The sequence below is a fragment of the Nonomuraea sp. NPDC005650 genome (assembly GCF_040605375.1).
Taxonomy (GTDB): Bacteria; Actinomycetota; Actinomycetes; order Streptosporangiales; family Streptosporangiaceae; genus Nonomuraea.
Genome location: NZ_JBEXCR010000001.1, coordinates 173,249 through 196,974, shown reverse-complemented (window position 1 = coordinate 196,974; position 23,726 = coordinate 173,249). Strand labels below are relative to the sequence as shown.

17 protein-coding genes are annotated in these 23,726 nt (G+C 72.2%); 11 read left to right on the top strand and 6 right to left on the bottom strand.

What is annotated here, in order from left to right:
* Positions 1-43: 43 nt before the first annotated feature.
* Positions 44-1,615, bottom strand: a complete 1,572-nt coding sequence (locus ABZS69_RS00865; RefSeq protein WP_355364235.1) for a serine/threonine-protein kinase — start codon at positions 1,613-1,615, stop codon at positions 44-46.
* A 96-nt stretch (positions 1,616-1,711) separates the two neighbouring features.
* Here ABZS69_RS00865 and ABZS69_RS00860 point away from each other — a divergent pair, with 96 nt between their 5' ends.
* The 5 genes from ABZS69_RS00860 to scpA all read left to right on the top strand — a co-directional run bounded on the left by ABZS69_RS00860 (position 1,712) and on the right by scpA (position 10,245).
* Positions 1,712-3,577 (top strand): TrkA C-terminal domain-containing protein, encoded by a 1,866-nt coding sequence (locus tag ABZS69_RS00860; protein ID WP_355364232.1) that lies wholly within the window; start codon positions 1,712-1,714, stop codon positions 3,575-3,577.
* A gap of 18 nt (positions 3,578-3,595) precedes the next feature.
* Complete coding sequence (mtnA, locus tag ABZS69_RS00855) at positions 3,596-4,534, top strand: S-methyl-5-thioribose-1-phosphate isomerase (RefSeq protein WP_355364229.1); 939 nt, start codon at positions 3,596-3,598, stop codon at positions 4,532-4,534.
* Between the two features lie 81 nt (positions 4,535-4,615).
* Positions 4,616-6,292, top strand: coding sequence for a peptidoglycan-binding protein (locus tag ABZS69_RS00850; protein WP_355364226.1), 1,677 nt, complete (start codon positions 4,616-4,618; stop codon positions 6,290-6,292).
* Positions 6,293-6,358: 66 nt separating this feature from the next.
* A complete protein-coding gene (locus ABZS69_RS00845; protein WP_355364223.1) occupies positions 6,359-8,101 on the top strand; it encodes a methylmalonyl-CoA mutase subunit beta in 1,743 nt (580 codons plus the stop codon).
* Positions 8,098-10,245: a methylmalonyl-CoA mutase gene (gene scpA, locus ABZS69_RS00840; protein WP_355364220.1), complete on the top strand. Its 2,148-nt coding sequence runs from the start codon at positions 8,098-8,100 to the stop codon at positions 10,243-10,245. The genes ABZS69_RS00845 and scpA overlap by 4 nt, the downstream gene beginning before the upstream one ends.
* Here the strand turns inward: scpA and ABZS69_RS00835 are convergent.
* Positions 10,239-12,371 (bottom strand): protein kinase, encoded by a 2,133-nt coding sequence (locus ABZS69_RS00835; protein ID WP_355364217.1) that lies wholly within the window; start codon positions 12,369-12,371, stop codon positions 10,239-10,241. The two genes, scpA and ABZS69_RS00835, sit on opposite strands and share 7 nt — an antisense overlap.
* A gap of 112 nt (positions 12,372-12,483) precedes the next feature.
* On the opposite strand from ABZS69_RS00835, the gene meaB reads away from it, so the two are divergent.
* From meaB to ABZS69_RS00820, 3 genes are all read left to right on the top strand, one after another.
* Positions 12,484-13,443: a methylmalonyl Co-A mutase-associated GTPase MeaB gene (gene meaB, locus ABZS69_RS00830; RefSeq protein WP_355364214.1), complete on the top strand. Its 960-nt coding sequence runs from the start codon at positions 12,484-12,486 to the stop codon at positions 13,441-13,443.
* 86 nt (positions 13,444-13,529) lie between these two features.
* Complete coding sequence (locus tag ABZS69_RS00825; RefSeq protein WP_355364212.1) at positions 13,530-15,296, top strand: long-chain fatty acid--CoA ligase; 1,767 nt, start codon at positions 13,530-13,532, stop codon at positions 15,294-15,296.
* 7 nt (positions 15,297-15,303) lie between these two features.
* Positions 15,304-15,687 (top strand): thioesterase family protein, encoded by a 384-nt coding sequence (locus tag ABZS69_RS00820; RefSeq protein ID WP_355364209.1) that lies wholly within the window; start codon positions 15,304-15,306, stop codon positions 15,685-15,687.
* Positions 15,688-15,693: 6 nt separating this feature from the next.
* Here ABZS69_RS00820 and ABZS69_RS00815 read toward each other — a convergent pair whose 3' ends face one another.
* The 4 genes from ABZS69_RS00815 to ABZS69_RS00800 form a co-directional block, all read right to left on the bottom strand.
* A complete protein-coding gene (locus tag ABZS69_RS00815; RefSeq protein WP_355364206.1) occupies positions 15,694-16,767 on the bottom strand; it encodes an acyltransferase family protein in 1,074 nt (357 codons plus the stop codon).
* The gene (locus tag ABZS69_RS00810) at positions 16,764-17,381 is read right to left on the bottom strand and encodes a TetR/AcrR family transcriptional regulator (protein WP_355364203.1); all 618 of its coding nucleotides are present in this window, start codon (positions 17,379-17,381) and stop codon (positions 16,764-16,766) included. The genes ABZS69_RS00815 and ABZS69_RS00810 overlap by 4 nt, the downstream gene beginning before the upstream one ends.
* Positions 17,382-17,438: 57 nt before the next feature.
* Positions 17,439-19,751 (bottom strand): CehA/McbA family metallohydrolase, encoded by a 2,313-nt coding sequence (locus tag ABZS69_RS00805; RefSeq protein WP_355364200.1) that lies wholly within the window; start codon positions 19,749-19,751, stop codon positions 17,439-17,441.
* 191 nt (positions 19,752-19,942) lie between these two features.
* Positions 19,943-20,101 carry a hypothetical protein gene (locus ABZS69_RS00800; RefSeq protein ID WP_355364197.1) on the bottom strand — a complete coding sequence of 53 codons (159 nt, stop codon included), beginning with the start codon at positions 20,099-20,101 and terminating at the stop codon, positions 19,943-19,945.
* A gap of 25 nt (positions 20,102-20,126) precedes the next feature.
* Between ABZS69_RS00800 and ABZS69_RS00795 the strand changes: the two genes are divergently transcribed.
* The 3 genes from ABZS69_RS00795 (at position 20,127) to ABZS69_RS00785 (ending at position 23,651) form a co-directional block, all read left to right on the top strand.
* On the top strand, positions 20,127-20,648 hold the full coding sequence (locus ABZS69_RS00795) for a CGNR zinc finger domain-containing protein (protein ID WP_355364194.1): 522 nt from the start codon (positions 20,127-20,129) through the stop codon (positions 20,646-20,648).
* 229 nt (positions 20,649-20,877) lie between these two features.
* On the top strand, positions 20,878-22,629 hold the full coding sequence (locus ABZS69_RS00790) for an ABC-F family ATP-binding cassette domain-containing protein (protein ID WP_355364191.1): 1,752 nt from the start codon (positions 20,878-20,880) through the stop codon (positions 22,627-22,629).
* Between the two features lie 38 nt (positions 22,630-22,667).
* Positions 22,668-23,651, top strand: coding sequence for a hypothetical protein (locus ABZS69_RS00785; protein ID WP_355364188.1), 984 nt, complete (start codon positions 22,668-22,670; stop codon positions 23,649-23,651).
* Positions 23,652-23,726 lie beyond the last annotated feature (75 nt).

The following is a 23,726-nucleotide window of genomic DNA, read 5'->3' as shown; positions in this document are numbered from 1 at the left end:
CGTCACATGTCGAAGGGTTTTGCAGGAAAGTTCGGTCTGTCTGCTAGCCCTTGTTGAGGGTGCCGGTCTGGGTGACGAGGCCGGGGCCGGGCTCGTCCTTCCAGGTGTAGGCGAGGGTGTCGCCCTGCTTGGCGAGCCAGATGGTGCCCGCGATGCAGTTGCCCTCGTTCGCCCCCAGCGAGAACGTCAGCCGCGCCGCCTCCACCTTGGTCAGCGTGATCGTGCCGCGGCAGCTCACGCCCGTGTCCTTCTCGCTCCACTGCGCGGTGGACGCGTCCGGCTTCAGCACCACGGTGTTCTCGGCCCCGTCGGTGTCCAGGGGGTTGGTGCTCTCCGTCCGGCCCGTCCACGTGCCCGCGTAGGCGGCGGGGATCCTGGGCTTGCCGCCGGGGTCGGTGGAGGCGGACTCCTGCGGCGTGCCGGTGGCGGACGGCGATTCCGTGCCGGTTTCGGACGGCGACTCCGTGGGGGTGCCGGACGGCGATTCCGTGGGGGTGCCGGTGTCGGACGGAGAGGACGGCGACGGCGAGTCCGGTGGGGTGGCCGAGGCCGAGCGGTCGTCCCGGTCGGCGAGCGGGGCCGGGGTGCTGTTGAGGTAGAGGGTCGTGGCGACGGCCGCGGCGAGGGCGACCAGGCCCGCCAGCGCGCCGATGAGCAGGCCCCGGGAGCGGGCGCGCCGCGTCTCCTGGGTGGCGGCCGCGACCTGGGGACCCGTACGGAGGCCCGCCGGGACGCCGGGGCTCGCCGGGGCGCCGGGGGCCGCTTGGATGCCAGGGCCAGCCGGGGCGCCGGGGCCTGCCGGCGGGCCCGGCGGGCCCTGCGGGGTGTTGGGGTTGACCAGGGACACCATCAGGTGCTGGGCCGTGGGGCGCCGCGACGGGTCCTTGGCCAGGCAGGACGCGATCACCCCGCGCAGGCGCGGCGGCAGCGGCGACAGGTCAGGCTCGGCGTGCAGCACCCGGTGCAGCACGGCCGGCACGGTGTCCGCGCCGAACGGGCTCGTGCCCGTGGCCGCGAACAGGATCGACGCGGCCCACGCGAACACGTCGGAGGCCGGCGACGCCGGGGAGCCGTTGATCTGCTCGGGGGCCAGATAGGCGGGGGTCCCGATCAGGCCGGACGTCATCGTGGCCGCCCCCTCCGCCCGGGCGATGCCGAAGTCCACGACACGGGGCCCGTCGGGCCCGAGCAGCACGTTGGAGGGCTTGAAGTCGCGGTGCACGATCCCGGCCGCGTGGATGGCGGCCAGGGCGGTGGCCGTGCCGACCGCCAGGCGTTCGAGGTCGCCGCCGCGCAGGGGGCCGCGCTCGCGCACCCGCTCGGCCAGCGAGGGGCCGTCCACGAACTCGCTCACCACGTACGGCCGCGGCCCGTCGGCCGAGACGTCGAGGACCCGCGCGGTGCAGAAGGAGGCGATGCCCTCCAGCGCGTCCAGCTCGCGCGCCAGCCTGGCCCGCGTCTGCTGGTCGCCCGCGCTCAGCAGCTTGACCGCGACCTGTTCGCCGGCGGCGGAGTGGGCGAGGTAGACCACGCCCTGCCCGCCTTCCCCGAGCCGGCCGACCAGGCGGTACGGGCCCAGAGCCGCCGGGTCGTCTGGTCGGAGGGGGCTCGCCATGGCCGATACGTTACCGCTCGCCATGCGCGCGTGAAGATCCACCGGTACCTTGGACCGTTGGATCAAATCACTCCATACACGGAGGTATCGGGGAAAGTGTCGAAGGTTACGTTCCGTGAGCGGGCGCGTTACTGGTTCGACAACACCATGTCCAAGGGCACCGCCTCGCTCATAGGCTGGCTGGCGGTCGTCTCGGTGGGGCTCGTCGTGGTGGTGACGGCGTTGACGCTCTGGCTCGCGCCAGGTGAGCCCGAGGGCGTGAGCCATGCGGGGGAGGTCCTCTGGATCTCCCTCATGCACGCGCTGTCCCCTCTCAAGATCGCCAGTGACAAGGGCTCCGTCGCGTATCTGACCGTGATGTTCGCCGGATCGCTCGGCGGCCTGTTCATCGTCAGCATCCTCGTCGGCCTGCTGTCCAACGGGCTCAAGCAGAAGGTGGACCGCCTGCGCAGGGGGCGCTCGCGGATCGTCGAGTCCGGTCACACCGTGGTGCTCGGCTGGTCGGACCAGGTGTTCACGATCGTGGCCGAGCTGGTCAAGGCCCAGGCCAGCCAGAAGCGGTCGGTCATCGCGGTGCTCGCCGAGCACGACAAGCTCGACATGGAGGAGGCCATCCGCGAGCACGTCGGCGACCTCGGCCGGACCCGGCTGGTCTGCCGCACGGGGCGGCCCACGGAGCCGCGCGACCTCGCGCTGATGAACCTGGCCAGCGCCCGCTCCGTCGTCGTGCTCTCGCCCGAGGGCGAGGACCCGGACGCGCACGTCATCAAGATCCTGCTCGCGCTGGCCAAGCGCCGCGGCGTCCACCCGCCGGTGGTCGCCGCGCTCGCCTCCAGCCGCAACATCGCCGCCGCCCGCCTGGCCGGCGGCGCGGACGTGCACCTCGTCGACTCCGACGACACCGCCTCCCGGCTCATCGTGCAGTCCTCGCGGCAGTCCGGCATGTCCGTCGTCTGCATGGACCTGCTGAACTTCGACGGCGGCGAGATCTACCTGCGCACGCCCAGGAAGCTCGTCGGGATGACGTACGGCGAGGCGCTGCACGCGTACCAGACCGCCTCCGTCATCGGCCTGCGCCGGCCGACCGGCGTCGTGCTGAACCCGGACGTGGACACCGTCATCAACGCCGACGACGAGGTCATCGTCATCGCCGGCGACGACTCCCACATCCGCCTGGCCGCCGGCAAGCCGTCCCTGGACGAGGCCGCCGTCGTCGAGTCGGAGGCGCCGCCCGCCGAGCCCGAGCGCACGCTCCTGCTCAACTGGAACGGCCGCGCCGAGCAGATCGTCCGCTACCTCGACGGCTACGTGGCCCCCGGCTCGGTGCTGGAGGTCGCCGCCGACCACCCCAGGGCCGGCACCGGCCTGGCGGGCCTGCGCAACCTCACCGTGAACGTCAAGGACTGCGACACCACCGACAGGTACGCGCTGGAGTCGCTCGGCGTCGGCCTCTTCCAGCACGTCATCGTGCTGTCCGACGACCGCTTCGCCGCCCACCACTCCGACACGCGCACGCTCATGACGCTGCTCCAGCTCCGCGACATGCAGAGCGCGCTCGGCGAGCACTACTCGATCGTCAGCGAGATGCACGAGGAGAGCAACCGGGCCCTGGCCGAGGTGACCGAGGCCGACGACATCGTGATCAGCGACACCGTCATCGGCCTGCTGCTGGCCCAGCTCGCCGAGAACCGGCACCTGGCGGACGTGTTCGGCTACCTGTTCGACTCGCGCGGCTCGGAGATCTACCCCCGGCCCGCCGACTCCTACGTGAAGACGGGGACGCAGGTGCACTTCTCCACGGTCGTGGAGTCGGCCAGGCGCAGGGGCGAGACCGCCATCGGCTACCGCAACGCCCTGGCGCGCAACGACCCGCCCCACTACGGCATCGTCCTCAATCCGGACAAGTCCGTGCCCGTCGTCCTGAACAAGGGGGACTCGGTGATCGTCCTGGCCGAGCGCTGAAAACATACAGTTTGCCCTGTGAGGACCATTGACTGGGTGGACGGCGCCGTCGAGCTCGTCGACCAGACATTGCTGCCCGACAAGTGCGTGACGCTGCGCGTGCGCACCGTGGACGAACTCGTGGACGCCATCCGGCGGCTGGCCGTGCGCGGGGCGCCCGCGCTCGGCGTGGCGGGGGCGCTCGGCGTGGTGCTGGCCGACGGCGACCCCGCGCAGATCGCCAGGCTCCGCGCCGCCCGGCCCACCGCCGTCAACCTCGCGTGGGGCGTCGACCAGGCCGCCGCCCACCTTCGTGAAGGCCGCGAGTCCGTGCTCGCGGCCGCGCTGCGCGTGCGCGACGACGACATCGCCGCCTGCGTGGCCATGGGGGAGCGCGGGGCCGACCTGCTCGAAGGCGACCGGCTGCGGATCATGACCGTGTGCAACACCGGAGGGCTGGCCGCCGTCGAACGCGGCACCGCGCTCGGCGTCGTCCAGACGCTTCACGAGCGCGGGCGGCTGGCCGAGGTGCTCGCGCTGGAGACCCGCCCGCTGCTGCAGGGCGCCCGGCTCACCACGTGGGAGCTGGCCAGGATGGGCGCGCCGCACCGGCTCATCGCCGACTCGGCGGGGCCGTACCTGCTGGCCAAGGGCGAGGTGGACGCGGTGCTCATCGGCGCCGACCGCATCGCCGCCAACGGCGACACCGCCAACAAGATCGGCTCGTACGCCCTCGCGCTCGGCGCGGAGCGCGCAGGGGTGCCGTTCGTGGTGGTCGCGCCCGAGTCCACGATCGACCAGAGCACCCCCACCGGCGAGCAGATCCAGATCGAGGACAGAGGGGCGGACGAGATCGTGACCGTCCGGGGTGTGCGGGTGGCGCCCGAGGGGACGCAGGCCCTGAACCCGGCGTTCGACGTGACGCCGCACGATCTCATCACGGCGATCGTCACGGACAAACGGGTGATCAGACCTTAGCCCAAATCATCCAACTTCAGGACCCGTCCGCATGCCCCGGGTTACGCTCGGTGGTCTCGACAGCGACACTCGGAGCTCACCGTGGCCATCGACCTGGTGTTACGCAAAGACTGGAACGCCCGCCCGCCGCGCGGCGACTACACGCAGCTCGACTCCACCAAGGGAGTGAAGGTCCACTACACGGGCGGCCGGGTCGATCCCGGCATCGTCTCGGACCACAGCGGCTGCGTCGCGCTGGTGCGGTCGATCCAGGCGTTCCACATGGACGACAACGGCTGGATCGACATCGGCTACTGCGTCGACGAGGAGACCGAGATCCTCACCCGGCAGGGGTGGAAGTCGTACCGGGAGCTGCGCGCGGGCGACGTCGCGCTCACGCTCGACCACCGCACGGGCATGTCGGAGTGGCAGCCCGTGCTCGAGGTGTGCGTGTTCCCCGCGAAGGAGCGGGAGATGATCCGGATGGAGGGGCCCGCCCACTCCTCCCTGACCACTCCCCATCACCGCTGGCCCGTCGAGCGCCACGCCGCGGGAGGCACGGAGCGCCGGTGGGTGACCACCGAGACCATCGCGCACCCCGACCGCATTCCCGCCGCGGCGCCCTGCGCCGACCTGCCGGCCGAGCCGAAGTGGTCGGACGCCTTCGTGGAGCTGGTCGCGTGGTTCTCGGCCGGAGGCTCCTCGAACGGCGCCGCGATCCACCGGCCGCGGCGGGACCACGCGCATCTCATGCGCATCCGCGCCGTGCTCCACGGGGTGCCCGGGGGGAGCGAGACGGTCGAGGGCGACCTCGTCGAGTTCCGGCTCCCGGCCGCCACGGGACGGCGGCTGGCCGAGGTGGCGCCGGGCGGGGTGCCGAGGTTCGAATTCCTCCTGTCGCTGTCCCGGGCCCAGCTCGCCCTGTTCCTGGAGACCTCCCTGATGGCGGGCGACGCCGGGCGCGACCGGCTCGAACGCCAGGACCGGGCGGGGGCGGAGGCGTTCATGTTCGCCGCGCTGCTGTCGGGGGCGGGGGCGACCATGCGGCGCGTGCCCGAGACCGGCATGTGGGTGACCACGATCCGGCGGCAGCAGTCCCTCGTGCCCCGACCGGCCCTGAGCGTCCGGAAGGAGACCTACCGCGGCCGGATCTGGTGCCCCAGGACCGAGAACCAGAGCTGGCTGGCCCGCAGGGACGGCACGGTCTACTTCACCGGCAACACCATGGTCGCCTGCCCGCACCGGAAGGTGTTCGAGGGACGGGGCCTGCATCACCTGCCCGCCGCCAACGGCCCGGGGCTCAACGCCGGCCACTACGCCGTGCTGGGGCTCGTGGGCAACGCCGGGCTCGTCCAGCCGCCCGACGGGGTGCTGCACGCGATCCTGGACGCGATCCAGTACCTGCGCGACAAGGGCCGCGCGGGCCAGGAGATCAAGGGGCACCGCGACGGCTACTCGACCGACTGCCCCGGCGACCCGCTCTACGCCTGGATCCGGCGGGGCGCGCCACGCCCGGGCGGCGGGACCCCGCCCACGGTGCCGTCCACGCCGCCGTTCCCCGGGCGGCTGCTGAAATATCCGCCGGTCATGCACGGCGAGGACGTGCGGACCTGGCAGGCGCAGATGAAGAAGCGCGGCTTCGACCTGGCCGTGGACGGGGCGTACGGCGCCGGGTCACGCGAGGTGTGCCGCACGTTCCAGCGCCGGCAGGGCATCGAGGACGACGGGATCGTGGGTGCCCTGACGTGGCGGCTGGCCTGGGAGGCCCCGGCGTCCTGAAGCCGGGGCGGCGACACCCCGGACCCGGGGTTACCGCGCCTTCGAAGCTCCGCCTAGTATCCGACCATGGAACTGGCCACGGGGTTCGAGTCCATCTCGCGAGACGGCTGGCGGGCGCTGGCGGTCGAGGTCCTCCGTAAATCGGGCATCGAGACGGAGGCGCCGGAGGAGGCGCTGTCGACCGCCACCTACGACGGAGTGACGATCTCGCCCCTCTACGACCTGGACGACCTGCCCGGCGACCCCGGGCTGCCCGGCGAGGCGCCGTACGTGCGCGGAGCCCGCGGCACCCCCGGCTGGGAGGTGCGCCAGCGGCACGCCGTGGCCGACCCCGAGGCGGTGCTGGCCGACCTGGAGAACGGGGTCACCTCGCTGTGGCTCGTGGTCGGGGACGGCGCGATCCCGGTGGACGCCCTGGGCGCCGTGCTCAAGGACGTCTACCTCGACCTGGCGCCGGTCGTGCTGGAGGCCGGGGATCAGGTGCGCGAGGCCGCCGAGGTCCTGTTCGGGCGCGGCGGCGCGGTGCTGGGCAACCTGGGCGCCTCCGCCGTCACGGGGCCCGGGCTGGAGCTGGCCCGGCGCTGCGTCGACGGGTTCCCCGGGCTCAGGGCCATCACCGTCGACGCGACCCCCTACCACGACGCCGGCGGCAGCGACGCCGAGGAGCTGGGCTGCTCGATCGCCCAGGGCGTCGCCGAGCTGCGGGCGCTCACCGGTGGCGGGCTGTCTGTCGAGCAAGCGCTAGGGCAGATCGAGTTCCGGTACGCCGCCACCGCCGACCAGTTCGCCACCATCGCCAAGCTGCGCGCGGCCCGCCGGCTGTGGGCCAGGGTCGCCGAGGTGTGCGGCGCTCCCGGAGGGGCGGCCGGGCACGGCGGCCAGCGGCAGCACGCGGTGACCAGCTCGGCCATGATGACCGCCCGCGACCCCTGGGTGAACATGCTGCGCACCACCCTGGCCTGCTTCGCGGCCGGCGTCGGCGGCGCGGAGGCGGTCACGGTGCAGCCGTTCGACGCCTGCCTGGGGCTGCCGGACGCCTTCTCGCGGCGCATCGCCCGCAACACCCAGGCGCTGCTGCTGGAGGAGTCGGGGCTCGGCCGCGTCATCGACCCCGCCGGAGGCTCCTGGTACGTCGAGCGCCGCACCGCCGACCTCGCCGAACGCGCGTGGGCCTGGTTCCAGGAGATCGAGGCGGCGGGCGGGATCACGCGGGCCGCCGGGCCGGTGTCGGAGCGGATCGCCGCCACCCGCGCCCGCCGCGCCGACGACATCGCCCACCGCCGCTTCCCCATCACGGGCGTGAGCGAGTTCCCGAACGTGCACGAGAAGCCGGTACGCCCGCCCACGCCCGCGCAGGCCGCCCCCGAGACGGGCGGCCTGCCGCGCGTCCGGTACGCCGAGGAGTTCGAGGCCCTGCGCGACCTGGCCGACGCGCAGCCCGAACGGCCCACGGTCTTTCTCGCCACCATCGGGCCCGTGGCCGCCCACACCGCGCGGGCCGCGTTCGCCGCCAACCTGTTCCAGGCGGGCGGGCTGGACACCGAGACCGCCGGTCCCGGGGCCGACCCCGAGCAGATCGCCACCGCGTTCGCCATGAGCGGCGCGTCCGTCGCCTGCCTGTGCTCGACCGACAAGCTGTACGCCCAGCACGCCGCCGCCGTCGCCACCGCACTGCGCAAGGCCGGGGCGAGGAAAGTCTGGCTGGCGGGGAAGGGGGAGTACGAAGGCGTGGACGGAAACCTCTTCGCGGGCTGCGACGCGCTGGCCGTGCTCCGCCAGACCTTCGACCACCTGGAGGTGACCCGATGATCCCGGACTTCTCCGAGATCCCGCTCAACGCCCTGCCCAAGGACGGGCCGGAGGCGCCGGCGCGTGCCGGTGAGGTGTGGGAGACGCCTGAGGGCATCGGGGTCAAGCCGCTCTACACGGCCCATGACCTCGAGGGGCTCGACTTCCTGCGCACCTATCCGGGCGTGGCCCCCTACCTGCGCGGCCCGTACCCCACCATGTATGTCAACCAGCCCTGGACCGTCCGCCAGTACGCGGGCTTCTCCACGGCGGAAGACTCCAACGCCTTCTACCGGCGCAATCTCGCCGCCGGGCAGAAGGGCCTGTCGGTGGCCTTCGACCTGGCCACGCACCGGGGGTACGACTCCGACCACCCGCGCGTGGCCGGCGACGTGGGCATGGCCGGGGTGGCGATCGACTCCATCTACGACATGCGGCAGCTGTTCGACGGCATCCCGCTCGACCGCATGTCGGTGTCGATGACCATGAACGGTGCCGTGCTGCCCGTCCTCGCGCTCTACATCGTGGCGGCCGAGGAGCAGGGCGTCGCGCCGGAGCAGCTCGCGGGGACCATCCAGAACGACATCCTCAAAGAGTTCATGGTCCGCAACACCTACATTTATCCCCCGGCGCCGTCGATGCGGATTATTTCGGATATTTTCGCTTATACGAGCGAGAAGATGCCGAAATTCAACTCCATCAGCATTTCCGGCTACCACATCCAGGAGGCCGGCGCGACGTGCGACCTGGAGCTGGCCTACACCCTCGCCGACGGCGTCGAATACCTGCGGGCCGGGGTCGCCGCCGGGATGGACGTCGACCGGTTCGCGCCGCGGCTGTCGTTCTTCTGGTGCATCGGCATGAACTTCTTCATGGAGGTCGCCAAGCTCAGGGCCGCGCGGTTGCTGTGGGCCAATCTCGTTTCCGGATTTAACGCGAAAAATCCGAAATCTTTGAGCCTTCGTACCCACTCCCAGACCTCCGGCTGGTCACTCACCGCGCAGGACGTCTTCAACAACGTGGCCCGCACCTGCGTCGAGGCCATGGCCGCCACCCAGGGCCACACCCAGTCCCTGCACACCAACGCCCTCGACGAGGCGCTCGCGCTGCCCACCGACTTCTCCGCCCGCATCGCCCGCAACACCCAGCTCCTCCTCCAGCAGGAGTCGGGCACCACCAAGGTGATCGACCCGTGGGGCGGCTCCTACTACGTCGAGCGCCTCACCCACGACCTCGCCGAACGCGCCTGGGCCCACATCCAGGAGGTCGAGGCCGCCGGCGGCATGGCCAGGGCCATCGAGGCGGGCCTGCCCAAGCTCCGCATCGAGGAGGCGGCCGCCCGTACCCAGGCCCGCATCGACTCGGGCCGCCAGCCCGTGATCGGCGTCAACAAGTACCGCGCCGAGAGCGACGAGGCCGTCGAGGTGCTCAAGGTCGACAACAGCGCCGTACGCGCCCAGCAGCTCGACAAGCTGGCCCGGCTCAAGGCCGAACGCGACCCCGGCGCCGTGCGGCGCGCGCTCGACGCGCTCACCGAGGCCGCCGGCGACCCCGCGCCGGGCCTGGAGCACAACCTGCTCAAGCTGGCCGTGGACGCCGCCAGGGCCAAGGCGACCGTGGGCGAGATCTCCGACGCCCTGGAACGGGCGTTCGGCAGGCACGCCGAGCAGGTACGTACCATTTCTGGGGTGTATCGCGACGAGTCAGGCCCCTCCGCCGGCATCGAGCACGCCCGCCGGGCGTGCGCCGACTTCGAGCGCGCCGAGGGCCGCCGCCCGCGCATCCTGGTGGCCAAGATGGGTCAGGACGGGCACGACCGCGGCCAGAAGGTGATCGCCACCGCGTTCGCCGACCTCGGCTTCGACGTGGACGTCGGCCCGCTGTTCCAGACGCCTGAGGAGGTCGCCAGGCAGGCGGTTGAGGCCGACGTGCACATCGTGGGCGTCTCGTCGCTGGCCGCCGGGCACCTCACGCTGGTGCCCGCGCTGCGCCGGGCGCTGGCCGACCTCGACGCCGGCGACATCATGATCGTGGTCGGCGGCGTCATCCCGCCCGGCGACCACGACGAGCTGCGGGCCGCGGGCGCCGCCGCGATCTTCCCGCCCGGCACGGTGATCGCCGACGCCGCCCTCGACCTGCTCGAACAGCTGAGGAACCGTCAATAAGTCCCGCGGTCGCACATCGTCACGGAGATCGTCCGCTGGGTCGCGATCGGGGACGTGATCCGGAGCGTGACGCGATGGACGCCGCCCGCGCTCTTGAGGTTCTGCGGCGAGGTCAGGACGCGCCGGCCGTTCGCGGTGATGACCGCCGACGAACGGCCGACGGCGGCGTTGTCGATGTACCAGGTGTAGGCGAAGGTCAGCGGCTGGCCCGTGCGCTGCACCAGCGCCTGGAGCGTGACCTCGCCGCCCGTCCAGCAGGTGCCGTTGCTGGCGCCGCTCGGGCGGACGTAGACGAGCCTGAGCCGTTCGACGACGGGCGTGGCGCCGTCGGTCGTCTCCGCGGTCGGGACGTTGCTCGGCGTGCCGTCGTTCTGCGGGCTGGGCCTCGGGGTGCGCGTGCGCTTCGGGCGGGTCGTGGGGGTGGCGGCCGCCTCGGTGGTGGGGGCGGTGGACACGTCGGCGACGTTCTTGGCCTTGGGGGTGGGCGTGGTGGGGGTGAGCCACATGATGGCGCCGGCCAGCGCCAGCACGGACACGCCCGCGACGCCCGCGATGAGCACGGTCTTCGCCCGCCGCCGCCCGGGCCTCGGGGGCGGCGCGGGCGCCTTGGGCGGGGCCTGGGGGGCGGGCTCGCTGGGCACGAGGAGGTCGACCAGCGCCGAGTGCTGGGCCACCGCCGGCTCGGGCACCGCGTGCTCGGCACCCGGCCTTTCGGGGTTCTGGAACCCTTGCGCCTCCATGGGAGGGAATCCCGGCGTCTCCACGGGAGGGAACCCTTGTGCCTCCACGGGCGGGAACCCCGGCCGCGCCTCGGCGGGCGCGTGGTGCGGGAACCCGGCGGCCGCCGCGGCCTCGACCGGAGCCGCCATCGGGAACGTCCCCGGCCCCTGGCCGTGCTGCGCGGTCGCGCCCTGGTGCTGGGCGGGCCCTTGGTCGAAGTGCGCGGCCGCGCCGTGATGATGCCCGGCGGGGCCCTGATCGAGGTGCGGTTGATGGTGGGCGGGGCCCTGGTCGAAATGCGCGGCCGTGCCGGGTTGGTGCGCGGGTGCGCCCTGGCCGAAGTGCGAGCCCTGACCATGGTCCGCGGCCGGGGCGGGCTGTCCCACCGGCTGTCCCACCGGCTGTCCTGCCACGGGCCGGCCCAGGGACTGGGGGTCGGTGCCGTGACCCTGGCGCGAGGTTCTGCGCGGCAGCGGGGCCGGGGGCTGCTCCGCCGCCGGCTCCTGGGCGCGGGCCCGGCGCGGCGGCGTGTCCTGATCGAGGGTCGCCTCGGGCGTGTCCTGCCAGGACGCCAGGGGCGGGTCGGGCCGGTGGGGCTGCGACTGGTACGGGGCCGTCTGCTGGCGGGACGGCGCCGTCAGCCGCAGCAGCACGTCACGCATGGCGGGGCGGGAGCCCGGCTCCTTGGCCAGGCAGGCCAGCAGGATCTCGCGTACCGGCCCGCGAAGCTCGCCCATGCGCGGCTCGTCCTTCAGGATGCGGTTGATCACCGCGGGCAGCGAGTCGTCCCCGAACGGCGGCGCCCCCGTGGCCGCGGAGACCATCACCGACGCCCACGCGAACACGTCCGCCGCCGCCCCCGCCGCGTTCCCGGAGAGCTGCTCGGGCGCCATGTACGCGGGCGTGCCGACGAAGGAGCCGGTCGCCTTCACCCCCGTGCCGAGCGCCCCGGCGATGCCGAAGTCCACGACCCGCGGCCCGTCGGGCCCGATCAGGACGTTCGCCGGTTTGAAGTCCCCGTGGACGACGCCGGCCTGGTGGATGGCGTCCAGCGCGGTCGCGGTCGCCACGGCCAGCCGCTGGAGCTCCGCCCCGCCGAGCCGGCCGACCTGCTCGAGAGAGGGCCCGTCCACGTACTCGGACACGATGTACGGCCTGCCGCTGGTCGAGGCGTCGAGCACCTGCGCGAGACAGAACGGCTCGACCTTGCGCGCGGCGGCGATCTCCGTGGCGAGGCGGTCGCCGACGGAGAGCCCTTCGCGCAGCACCTTGACGGCGACGGGGGTCCCGTTGCGGGCCTGGCCGAGGTAGACGACACCGTGGCCGCCCGCGCCGAGCCGACCGACCAGCCGGTAGGGCCCCACCGTTGCCGGGTCGCCCTCGCGCAGGGGTTCGACGTTGGGCATGAGGGGAGTGACTCCTGTGACGGCTGAGATTAGAACTCCAGCACCCTACTGGCAAAAGTCAAGACTTGTCAGAGCTTAGGCTGATCAAACGGGAAAGAAAGGAGTAAGCGGGGTGCATTCGCTGGAGGCCTACGCCCAAGGCGTACGGGCCGGGTCCCGTACGTGGATCGCCCGCGCGATCACGCTGGTCGAGTCGACCAGGCCCGACCACAACGTCCTGGCCCAGCGCCTGCTCGTCGAGCTCACCCCGCTGTCCGGCCACGCGCGCAGGATCGGCATCTCCGGCGTGCCCGGCGTGGGGAAGTCCACGTTCATCGACGCGCTCGGGACGATGCTGACCGCGCAGGGCCACAAGGTGGCGGTGCTGGCCGTCGACCCCTCGTCCACCAGGACGGGCGGCAGCATCCTCGGCGACAAGACCCGCATGGCCCGCCTGTCGGTCGACCCCGCCGCCTTCATCCGCCCCTCGCCCACCTCCGGCACCCTGGGCGGCGTGACCAAGGCGACCAGGGAGGCCATGGTCGTCGTGGAGGCGGCCGGCTTCGACGTCGTGCTGGTCGAGACCGTCGGCGTGGGCCAGTCGGAGACCGCGGTGGCCGACATGGTGGACACGTTCCTGCTGCTCACGCTGGCTCGCACCGGCGACCAGCTCCAGGGCATCAAGAAGGGCGTACTGGAGCTCGCGGACGTCATCGCGGTCAACAAGGCCGACGGCGAGCACGAGCTGCCCGCCAGGAAGGCCGCGCGGGAGCTGGCGGGCGCGCTGCGCATGCTCCGCTCCGACTCCGCCCCGCCGCCGGTGCTCACCTGCAGCGGGCTCACCGGCGACGGGCTGGACAGGCTCTGGCGGCACGTGCTGACCCACCAGGAGTCGGTCGACCTGGCCGCCAAACGCCGCAGGCAGCAGGTCGGGTGGACGTGGACGCTGGTGCGGGACCGGCTGCTGGCCGAGCTGCGCAACGACCCCGAGGTGGCGGCGATCACCGAGGAGGTCGAGCGGGAGGTCCTCGCGGGCGAGCTGACCCCCGCGCTCGCGGCCGACCGGCTCCTGTCCGCCTTCAAACGCCCCTGAGGCCGGGGACGCGCGCCACGATGGTCTATCCCAAATGGTGGGATTGCTCTTAGAGTCGGCCTCAACACCGTCCAGGAGGTTCAGGCATGGCCAGCATCCCGTCCCTGCTGCGCGACCGGGTCGCGGCGACCCCCGACGCCGAGGCGTACCGATTCCCCTCGGACGACGGCTGGGCCTCGCTGTCGTGGCGCGAGGTGGGCGAACGCGTGCGCGAGCTGGCCCTGGGCCTGACCGGGCTGGGCGTGGGGCCAGGCAGGCGCGTGTCGATCCTCTGCTCGACCCGCTACGAATGGGTCCTGGCCGACCTCGCGGTGCTGGCGACCGGCGCGGCCACGACCACGATCTACCCCTCCAACACGGCCGCCGAGTCGGCGTTCGTCATCACCGACTCCGGCAGCACGGTCGTCATCGCCGAGAACGACGAGCAGGTCGCCAAGATCAGGTCCGTCCGGGAGGAGCTGCCCGACGTCACCCATGTCGTGGTCGTCGACGGCTCGCCCAGCGACGACGGCTGGGTGGTCACGCTCGGCTCCCTCGGCGGCGCGGTCGATGGCGGGGGCGACTACGACGCCATGGTGGACGCCATCGCCCAGGACGACCTGGCCACCCTCATCTACACCTCCGGCACCACCGGCCGCCCCAAGGGCGTGGAGCTGACCCACGACAACTGGCTCTACGTCTCGGGGGCCGTCCGCGAGCTCGGCCTGGTCTCCGAGTCCGACCTGCACTTCCTGTGGCTGCCGCTGTCGCACTCGTTCGGCAAGCTGCTGCAGGTCGTCATGATCGACGCCGGCGTGGCGACCGCGATCGACGGCCGGCTCGACAAGATCGCCGAGAACCTCGGCGTGCTCAGGCCGACGTTCATGGCCGCCGCGCCGCGCATCTTCGAGAAGATCCACAACACGGTCGTGGCCACCGTGCGCCGCGAGGGCGGGGTCAAGCTGCGCATCTTCGAGTGGGCGCGGCGGACCGGCGTACGGGTCGTCGGGGCCCGCCAGCGCGGGGCGGACCTCCCGATCACCACCCGGATCGAGTACGCCCTGGCCGACCGCCTGGTCTTCGCCAAGCTCCGCGACCGGTTCGGCGGCCGGATCCGCTTCTTCGTCTCCGGGGCCGCCCCGCTCTCGCGGGACATCGCCGAGTTCTTCGACGCGGCGGGCCTGACCATCCTCGAGGGGTACGGGCTGACCGAGTCGTCGGCGGGCAGCTTCTTCAACCTGCGGGAGTCGGTGAAGTTCGGCACGGTAGGGCCGCCGCTGCCGGGCACCGAGGTCCGCATCGCCGACGACGGCGAGATCCTCATCGGCGGGCGCGGCATCATGCGCGGCTACCACGGGCTGCCGGGGGAGACGGCCGAGGCGCTGGCGGACGGCTGGCTGCACACGGGCGACATCGGCGAACTCGACGAGGCCGGCCGGCTGCGCATCACCGACCGCAAGAAGGATCTGATCAAGACCTCCGGGGGCAAGTACGTCGCGCCGACGTACCTGGAGGGCCGGATCAAGGCGGCCTGCCCGTACGCGTCGCACGTCTTCGTGCACGGCGACCGGCGCAACTACGTCACGGCGCTGGTCACGCTCGACATGGAGGTGGTCACGCCGTGGGCCCAGGCGGAGGGGCTGCCGTCCGACCCCGAGGCGCTGCGCGAGCACCCGCGCATGCGCGAGGAGGTCAGCCGGGCCGTCGACCAGGTCAACGCGGACCAGGCCGGCTACGCCACGATCAAGAAGTTCGCGATCCTGGCGGAGGACTTCACGGTGGAGACGGGCGAGCTGACCACCAGCCTCAAGATCAAGCGCAGGGCTGTCGAGGAGCGTCACGGCAAGATCCTCGACTCCTTCTACGACGGGTGACCCCGTCGTGATCTCCCGCCTCCCGGTGCGGCCGAGGCACTGCGACGCGCAGGCCATGATGCACGCCTCCCGCTACTACGAGTACATCGAGGACGCGTTCCTCGACTGGATCGGGGCCCGTGGAGGCTACGACCGGCTGCGGCGGGAGGGCGCCGACCTGGTGGTCAAGGCGAGCGGGTGCGAGCACCACGCGCCCGCCCGCCTCGGCGACGTGCTGGCCGTGGAGAGCGCGCCGGCCAGGGTCGGCACCACGTCGATCACGATGAGGTTCACGATGCGGCGCGGGGAGGAGCTGGTGGCCGTCGGCACGGTCACGTACGTCTGCGTCCGCGACGGCCGCCCCGCCCCGCTTCCCGCCATGCTCACAGGACCTCCTCCGCCGGCCCCGTGAGCTCGCTCAGAGAACCCGCTTCGCCCCGGGCAGCGACCGCACCATATACGCCAGCCCCCAGCACAGCGGCAGCGCCACCACCAGCATGATCGCGAACTTGACGACCGCGATCGCCTCCCACTGGCGCAGCGCGTAGCCGATGGCGACCAGCACAAGCGGATGAATGATGTAGACGGTGAAGGCGTGGTCGGACAGGAACCTCCCGCGCGGCCCCTGCCCGGCGAAGCGCTCCCGGAAGAGCACCGACAGCCCGATGACCATGCTGACCGCGAAGGCGGACTCCCAGGTGGCCGTCACCGCCGAGTTGACCGCCCCGCCGGTCATGGCCGAGAGCGGCAGCAGCACGGCGGTCGACACGCCCGCCGCGGCGAACGCGAGGTGCCCCGCCCGCGCGGGCAGCGTCTCGAACCAGCCACGCCGGAAGGCCACGCACCCGACCGCGAACATGGCCACGTACTGCGGCATGAAGCTCGGCGTCGGCAGCCCCAGCACCGGCACGTAGCTGCCGGTCGGCACCGGGATCCGCCATAGGAACGTGGCGAGGGACAGCCCCAGGACGAACAGCACCACCCGGCGCAGCCGCAGCGGCGCGGGACTCGGGGCCGGCGCCGGCCGCCGGCTCCGCCACCACGCGTACGCCAGCGCGAAGACGATCAGCACCTCCGCGAACCACATGGGCCCCGGGTCCCACGAGCCCAGGTAGTACTGCCAATACGGCATCTCCGGGCGCGTCGCGAGCCCGCCGAAGTTCACCAGCGGCCGCAGCAGGACGAGGAAGACGAGCAGCGGGATGCCCAGCCGCACCAGCCGGTCCCGCATGAAGGCGCGGGGGCCCTTGCGGTCGTACGAGCCGGGGGTGAAGAAGCCGGAGATGAGGAAGAAGAACCCCATGAAGAACGCCTGATCGAACACCACCAGGATGTCGAGCGCGACCCCCGAAGGGTCCTTGGCGGGCTCGATGTAGAACCACAGCGGGATGTTCCCGTACGTGACGGCGGCGTGGTGGGCCACCACCAGCGCGGTCAGCACGATCCGCAGGTTGTCGATCGAGCGCAGCCGGGTCCGCGGCTCGGTCTTCATCTCCCGCACGCCCTTTCGAAGAGGTCGGCCAGCTCGCGCGCGTGCGCTTCGAGGTCGTGGTCGGGATAGGCGGCCCAGTAGCCGAACATGCTGTCCATGGCCGCCGACACCGTGACGGACATGACGCGGAGGTCGAAGTCCCTGAACTCGCCGGTGTGCCGCCCGAGGGTGAAGATCTTCTCCAGCGCCCGGTAGATCTCCTCACTGGTGCGCACGCCGTAGCGGGGCTTGCCGTCGGCGGTGCGCAGGTTGTTGAAGATCTCGCCGAGCGCCAGGATCTTCGAGCGGTGCCTGCGCATGTGCGCGGCGTTGGCGACGAAGTACGTCCGCAGCAGCGCGCCCGCCCCCTCCACGCCCTCCATCGCGGCCAGCAGCTCCTCGGCGGCCTCCGTGTAGGCGCGGGTGACCACCTCCTCCATCAGCTCCTCCTTGCCGGCGAAGTGGTAGGAGATGACGCCCTTGCTGATGCCCGCGTGCTTGGCGATGCGCGCGAGGGACGCCTGGGCGAACCCGACGTCGGCGATCACCTCGACGGCCGACGCCACGATCTGCGCGCGCCTGGCCTCCTCGATGAACGACCGCTTCTGGCCGTCCGGCTCAATTTCTGACCGCATGGCCAAAATCTAACACGTACGGCCAGAAAACGTCGATGCCCGTCGGATCCGCCGACCTCAGCTCAGCCGGGACCGGTAGACGCCCCTGGCCTGTTCCAGCAGGGACACGTGGTCACCGAACTGGTAGGCGCCGGCCAGGCGGCCGTGCTGCTTGATCAGGTCCTCCAGCAGGTCGAGCCACTCCAGGCACCACATGACGTCCTCCCGCCGGGCGACCCGCCTGCCGTCCACCTCCACGTAGACGGGGCTGGTCAGGGCGTACCCGGTGGAGGTCAGGGTGCGGAGGTGCCGGCCGCACAGGACCTCCGCGATCACGTACGTGGAGGCGTCCACCGTGAGGTCGACCGTCACGGTCAGCGGCTCGTCGAAGGCCCGTCCGGGCTCGTCCGTCAGCCGCTCGCCCCCGGCGACCACGCCCTCCGCCGTGCGGATGCGCACCGCCGCGACCTCCGGGCCGACGGCGACGGCCGTGACCCGGACCTGCCGGCCCCTGCGGGCCTGGATCACGTGGCCGGGGCCGTGACCGGCCACCGACAACTCCAGCCAGGGACCGGTGGTGGCGAACGTACGGCCCGCGCGTACGGCCGCCGCGAACGACCGGGCGGTCAGCTCGCCGTCGACCTGGGCGTAGACACGGGCCCAGCCGGGCGGGTTCGACTGGTTGTCGGAACGGGTGAAGGAGATCATCGCGTCCGTGCCCGCGGTCACGGAGAGCCGGTTGCCCGCGCCGAGCAGCCGCCGGTAGACCGCCGCCGTGGACGGGATCGAGGCGTGCGTGAGCACGTCGAGGCTGTCCACGAGCCCGAGCGCGACGTCGGCGACCAGCTCGCGGGCGGCACAGTTGCGCCACACGGGCGACACGATGCCCTTGGGCGGGTCGCCGTCGGAGATCGGGGTGCGGAAGGGGTGGCTGTAGCCGACGAGCGCGCCGAGCCCGCGCAGCTCCCGCAGCCCGTCGGCGTTGGGCGGCCAGTCGGCGTCGCCCTCGAACCCGGTGTGATAGCGGCCCGGCGCGGCCCGCGGCGCGAACGCGTAGATGTGGCCGAGCAGGTCGTTGCGGTATTCGACGCCCATCCTGGCCACGTGCGTCGCGTCGGACCACGGCAGGTCGACGTCCGCCCAGTGTTCCAGGGCCTCGCGGTCGTAGACGCGCCGGCCGGAGACGTTGCCCGCCAGCAGGTTGAGCACGTGCAGGTCCTCGCCGTGCTGCGCGGCGGCGGCGTCCGCGGGCGCGCCGACGAGGTCGCCCGCCCAGTTGAGGTGCACGTGCATGTCGGCGCCGTACCAGCCGCGCGCGGCCGCGTCGTAGATGCGCCGCGGGGCGAGCTCGACCAGGCGCTCCTCGCCCGGCTCGGGTACGAGCTCCAGGCTGGCCTCGTCGTACTCCATGCCCCGGGCGACCGTGATCGTCAGGGGCACGCAGGGGACCTCCAGGACGATGTCGTCGCCGTGGAAGTACGGGCGGCCGTGGTAGTCGTACCGGTTGGGGGTGTCGGGCGGGAACCAGCCGCTGCCGTCCTCGCTTGTCACGCTCCACCGGCACGGCATCCCCGCCACCAGCCGCAGCCTGGCCGCCTGGGCGGGTCTCAGGAGCGTGTCGAGCTGGATCCGCACGCCGTCCACCACTACCGAGCTGTCGTGGTCCACCTCCACCAGCCACGCGCCGCCGGGGTCGAGCCGCCGCTGCGTCTCGTCCACGCTGACCAGGCAGGCCTCCTCCCGCCTCGAGTCGATGAGCAGCGACAGCCGCTCCTCGCCGCGCCCCGGCCCGGCGGGCACGAGCCCGCCGGCGGGATCGACCGCGGACGGGGCGGAGTCCCCGGCGAGGGCGGGGCGCGGGACGGACGGCACCTGATCCGTCCCGCCGCTCTCGGGCCCCCGGCCATTTCCGTTCACGCGACGCGAGCCCGCGCCACCGGGACGCGGGATGAACGGGAGCCGGCGCGCCCACCGCAGGCCCGCCTTCGCGCGGCGGTTGCCCGCGCTCTCGCCCCGGACCGGACGCGAAGGCAGCAGCACCGTCCGCGGCGCGCCTTCGAGCCGGACCTCCTCGGGCCCCACGCGTACGGCGGCGAGGTGCCGGGGCAGCACGCCGTCAAGGGTGTCACGCAGCACCCTGTCGTAGTCGGGCTCGGCCAGGCAGGCCCCGAGCTGGTCGCGCGTCCGGCCCGGACGGCTCTCGGCGACCGCCTCGAAGACCAGCTGCCAGAACCGGTCGGACAGCGCGGACGGCAGCACCCTGCGCCTGGCGAAGAACTTGACGTAATGGATCTCCGGCTCACCCCAGGTGATGCCGTGCTCGTCCAGCAGCTGTCCGTACTCCTCCAACGCGCCCGCCACGCTTTCGGGCAGCACTGGCTCACTACACATCCACGCCCTCCCCATCTAGCCTGCGCGCCATCGTGACATGGATCACGAAAAGCAGGCCGTGGCGGCTCTGGCGGCGGTGCGGAATCTTCTCCCCCGGGGGAGAATCTCTGCCCCTACGTATTCCCTGGGCCTCTCCATCTGTCCTGAATTGCCGGGTGTGGGCGGCTGACGGACGACCCTGGAGCGTTGCGTCAGCCGCGGCGGCGGGGTGGGACGGTGGCGACCATGGCCGAAGTGCGGACCTCCCACACGCCGCAGGCGCACCGCAGGTAGGAGACCGTGCCCTCGGAGGTGCGGTGGGAGGAGACGACGGCCAGGGCCAGAGGGTCGTGCAGGTGTCTGGAGTGCATGATTCCAATCTGCTGTAATGGCCTTATGCATTTCAACGCTTACGGCGGCAACGGGGCGGCGCTCGCGGCGGCGCTGGTGAACGCGACCGAGTTCAGCCCCGAGGCGGTCGAGGCGATGCTGACCGAGCATCGCCTCGTTCGCACCGCCGTCACCGCCGAGCAGGCCGAGGAGCTGCGGGTGTGGGCGGGGCGGCTGTCGCCGGTGTTCGGGGAGCGCGATCAGGACACGCAGATCAAGCTGATCAACGACCTGCTCGACGTCACCGCGTCCAAGCCGTACGTCAGCGCGCACGACGGCCGCGAGCCCCACCTGCACTTCTTCTCCGTGGACGCCGACGTCGTGTCCAGGGCGAAGGACACCACGGCCGGCGGGCTGGCCATGGCGATGTCGTTCGCGGGCAGGCACCGGCTGGGGCGGTGCGACCGCGAGGGGTGCGCGATCGTCTTCATCGACACCTCCCGCAACGGGCGGCGCCGGTTCTGCTCTCCCGCCTGCGCGAACAGGGTCAACGTCGCGGCGCACCGGGCGCGTGGCCTTGCGAGGTGATCGACGCGTCGCGTACGCTGTGTGGCGTCTTATCGCCGAGCCGTGGGGGCAGTTGACGTGAGGATCTGAGGTCGCGGGCACCGCGCCGTTCCGCCCTGTCGTGGGCACGCGCGCACACCTGGACCTCCGGCGATCCTTTCTCGCCCCGAATCCCCTTGTTGTGCTGCGCGCGTTTGCGGTGTTTCCCGCCAAGTCACGAAATTTCGACCTTTGTGACGGGAGCCGCCTTATGTCTTTTTCCATTGTTGTAGATCACGTGTCCTTCGGCTGGCCGGACGGCACCAAGGTGCTCGACGGGCTCGACGCCGCGTTCCCCGCGGGGCGCACCGGGCTCATCGGGACCAACGGGTCGGGCAAGTCCACCCTGCTGAAGATCATCGCGGGGGAGCTGGCCCCGCGGCCCGGATCGGTGTCCGTGTCCGGGGAGGTGGGATACCTGCCGCAGAACGTCCCGCTGGTCGCCGCCCGTACCGTGTCGGACCTGCTGGAGATCAGCGCGACGCGGGCGGCGCTGCACGCCATCGAGAGCGGGGACGTGGCCGAGGAGCACTTCGCGGCCGTCGGCGACGACTGGGACGTGGAGGAGCGCGCGCTGGCGGAGCTCGACCGGCTCGGGCTCGGCCACATCGGGCTGGACCGCACGGTCGGCACGCTGTCCGGCGGCGAGACCATCATGGTCGCGCTCGCCGCCCAGCTGCTGAAACGGCCCGAGGTGCTGCTGCTCGACGAGCCCACCAACAACCTCGACCTGGACGCCCGGGAGCGGCTCTACGCCGCGGTCGCCGCCTGGTCGGGGGTGCTGGTCGTGGTCAGCCACGACCGCACGCTGCTGGAGCTGGTGGACCAGATCGCCGAGCTGCGCGACGGGACTGTGCGCATGTACGGGGGCAACCTGAGCGACTACGAGGAGCAGGTCGCCGCCGAACAGGAGACCGCCCAGCGGATGGTACGGACCGCGGAAGGCGAGATCCGCCGGCAGCAGCGGGAGCTCGTCGACGTCCGCACCCGGATCGACCGGAGCCAGCGGGCCGGCCGCAAGGCGTTCGAGAACAAGAAGGCGCCGAAGATCGTCGCGAACGGCCTCAAGCGGAAGGCCCAGGTGACGGCGGGCAAGCAGCGCAACCTGGCCATCGAGAAGCTGGAGGAGGCACGGGGGCGGCTGACGGAGGCCGAGCAGGCGGTGCGCGACGACGCGGAGATCCGCATCGAGCTGCCGGGCACCGAGGTCCCGGCGGGGCGCACGGTCCTGAACCTTCCCCTCGACGTCGGCACCGCACGTGAAACGCGCGCGGCCGAGGCCACCGGCGGCCCGGATGCCGGTGGGGCAGCCGAGGAGGCGGGCGGCTCCGGCGCGCGCGGGGCGTCCGGACAGCGGCGCGTGCGGGAGGCGGACGTGGCCGGAGAAGCGGAGGGAGCCGGGGAGTCGGGAGACGCCGAGGAAGGCGGTGTGCGCGGCGTGGTGCTGGAGGCGCTGGTCGTGCGGGGTCCCGAGCGGATCGCGCTGCTGGGCCCCAACGGCTCGGGCAAGACCACGTTGCTCAAACGGATCATCGAGCACGGCGCCCATGTCCCGGTGCGGTACCTGCCGCAGCGCCTCGACCTCCTGGACGGCGCGCTGAGCGTGGTGGACAACGTGCGGGCGGTGGCGCCGTCCGCCTCCGTGAACGACGTCCGGGCACGCCTGGCGCGCTTCCTGTTCAGGGGCGAGCGGGTCAACCAGGCCGTCGGCACGCTGTCGGGAGGCGAGCGCTTCCGGGCGACGCTGGCCGCGCTCCTGTCGGCCGAGCCGCCGCCCCAGCTGCTCCTGCTCGACGAGCCGACGAACAACCTGGACATGGCCAGCGTCCGCCAGCTCTCCCAGGCGCTGAACGCGTACCGGGGGGCGCTCGTCGTGGCCAGCCACGACGTGCCGTTCCTGGAGACGATCGGGATCACCCGGTGGCTGCGGCAGGATCGCAACGCCGGACTGGCCGAATCCTGAATTGACGGGCAGGGATCAACCGGACGATAGTGTGACAGGTGGCTGGACCCCGGTTGATCTCCTGTGTTCTCGCCCTGGCAACCCTCACGCTCGGCGCGTGCTCCTCGGCGTTACCTTCACCGACCGGAGGCGAGCCGAAGGTCAGTGGTGTCGCCGGCGGCAACGGCGGCGGCGTGCCCGCGGGCGGCGGCACGGCGGCGGGCACCCCCAGCGCGACCGCCCTCACGCCCGAGGCCTACAAGGGCGAGCTCCAGAGCAGGCACAAGTCGATGGCGGACGCCATCAGCGCCCTGGCCGGCGCGCGCGGGGTCAAGGCCCTGGACCAGCGCGTCACCCGCGCCGAGGAGGCGCTGAGCGGGGCGGCGGACGCGCTGGCCGCCATCACCCCGCCCGACGCCGTACGCACCCAGCACGACGCGTACGTGGCCGGCCTGCGTGACTTCGCCGGCGAGCTGGGCTCCACGGCCGGCAAGGTCGGCGGGCGAAACCTGTGCACGTCGTCGGCCGTCCTCATCGACCTCGACGACAAGCTGGCCGCGCTCGACAAGGCGGGGGAGGCCCTGCAGAGCGCCGGCGACTACCCGGCCGACGTCGTGAACGTGAAGGCCGGCAAGCGGCAGACCAGGCGGCTGAGCAACGGCTCGTTCATCAAGAAGAGCACGTTCAACGGCCGCAGCTCGCTGGAGGTCGACAACGGCGGCACCCGCGACTCCGTGGTCACCGTCATGAAGGGCGGGAGCAAGGTGTTCAGCGTGTACGTGCGCAGGAACGCCAAGTTCAAGGTCAAGGGCGTGCGCGACGGCAACTACAAGATCTACTTCACGCACGGCGTGGACTGGGACGGCAAGAGCAAGTCGTTCACGCGTGAGTGCAGCTTCGAGCGGTTCCAGAAGTCGGTGAAGTTCAAGACGACGTTCACCGCCACGCAGATCCGCTGGCACGACTGGCGGATCACGCTGCACGCGATCGCGGGCGGCAACGCCCGCACCTCGCCCGTCGACCCCGACGACTTCCCCGGCTGAGCCCGTGGACCCCGACGACCTCCCAGGCTGACCCCCGATCCCCGCAGGCGACGCGAAGGCCGCGCACCCCCACCG

Bases quoted from the DNA above. Each gene is read 5' to 3' on its own strand.
- ABZS69_RS00865 (WP_355364235.1), bottom strand. From the start codon at position 1,615: ATGGCGAGCCCCCTCCGACCAGACGACCCGGCGGCTCTGGGCCCGTAC.
- ABZS69_RS00845 (WP_355364223.1), top strand. From the start codon at position 6,359: ATGGAACTGGCCACGGGGTTCGAGTCCATCTCGCGAGACGGCTGGCGG.
- scpA (WP_355364220.1), top strand. From the start codon at position 8,098: ATGATCCCGGACTTCTCCGAGATCCCGCTCAACGCCCTGCCCAAGGAC.
- ABZS69_RS00835 (WP_355364217.1), bottom strand. From the start codon at position 12,371: ATGCCCAACGTCGAACCCCTGCGCGAGGGCGACCCGGCAACGGTGGGG.
- ABZS69_RS00825 (WP_355364212.1), top strand. From the start codon at position 13,530: ATGGCCAGCATCCCGTCCCTGCTGCGCGACCGGGTCGCGGCGACCCCC.
- ABZS69_RS00815 (WP_355364206.1), bottom strand. From the start codon at position 16,767: ATGAAGACCGAGCCGCGGACCCGGCTGCGCTCGATCGACAACCTGCGG.
- ABZS69_RS00810 (WP_355364203.1), bottom strand. From the start codon at position 17,381: ATGCGGTCAGAAATTGAGCCGGACGGCCAGAAGCGGTCGTTCATCGAG.
- ABZS69_RS00805 (WP_355364200.1), bottom strand. From the start codon at position 19,751: ATGTGTAGTGAGCCAGTGCTGCCCGAAAGCGTGGCGGGCGCGTTGGAG.
- ABZS69_RS00800 (WP_355364197.1), bottom strand. From the start codon at position 20,101: ATGCACTCCAGACACCTGCACGACCCTCTGGCCCTGGCCGTCGTCTCC.
- ABZS69_RS00795 (WP_355364194.1), top strand. From the start codon at position 20,127: ATGCATTTCAACGCTTACGGCGGCAACGGGGCGGCGCTCGCGGCGGCG.
- ABZS69_RS00790 (WP_355364191.1), top strand. From the start codon at position 20,878: ATGTCTTTTTCCATTGTTGTAGATCACGTGTCCTTCGGCTGGCCGGAC.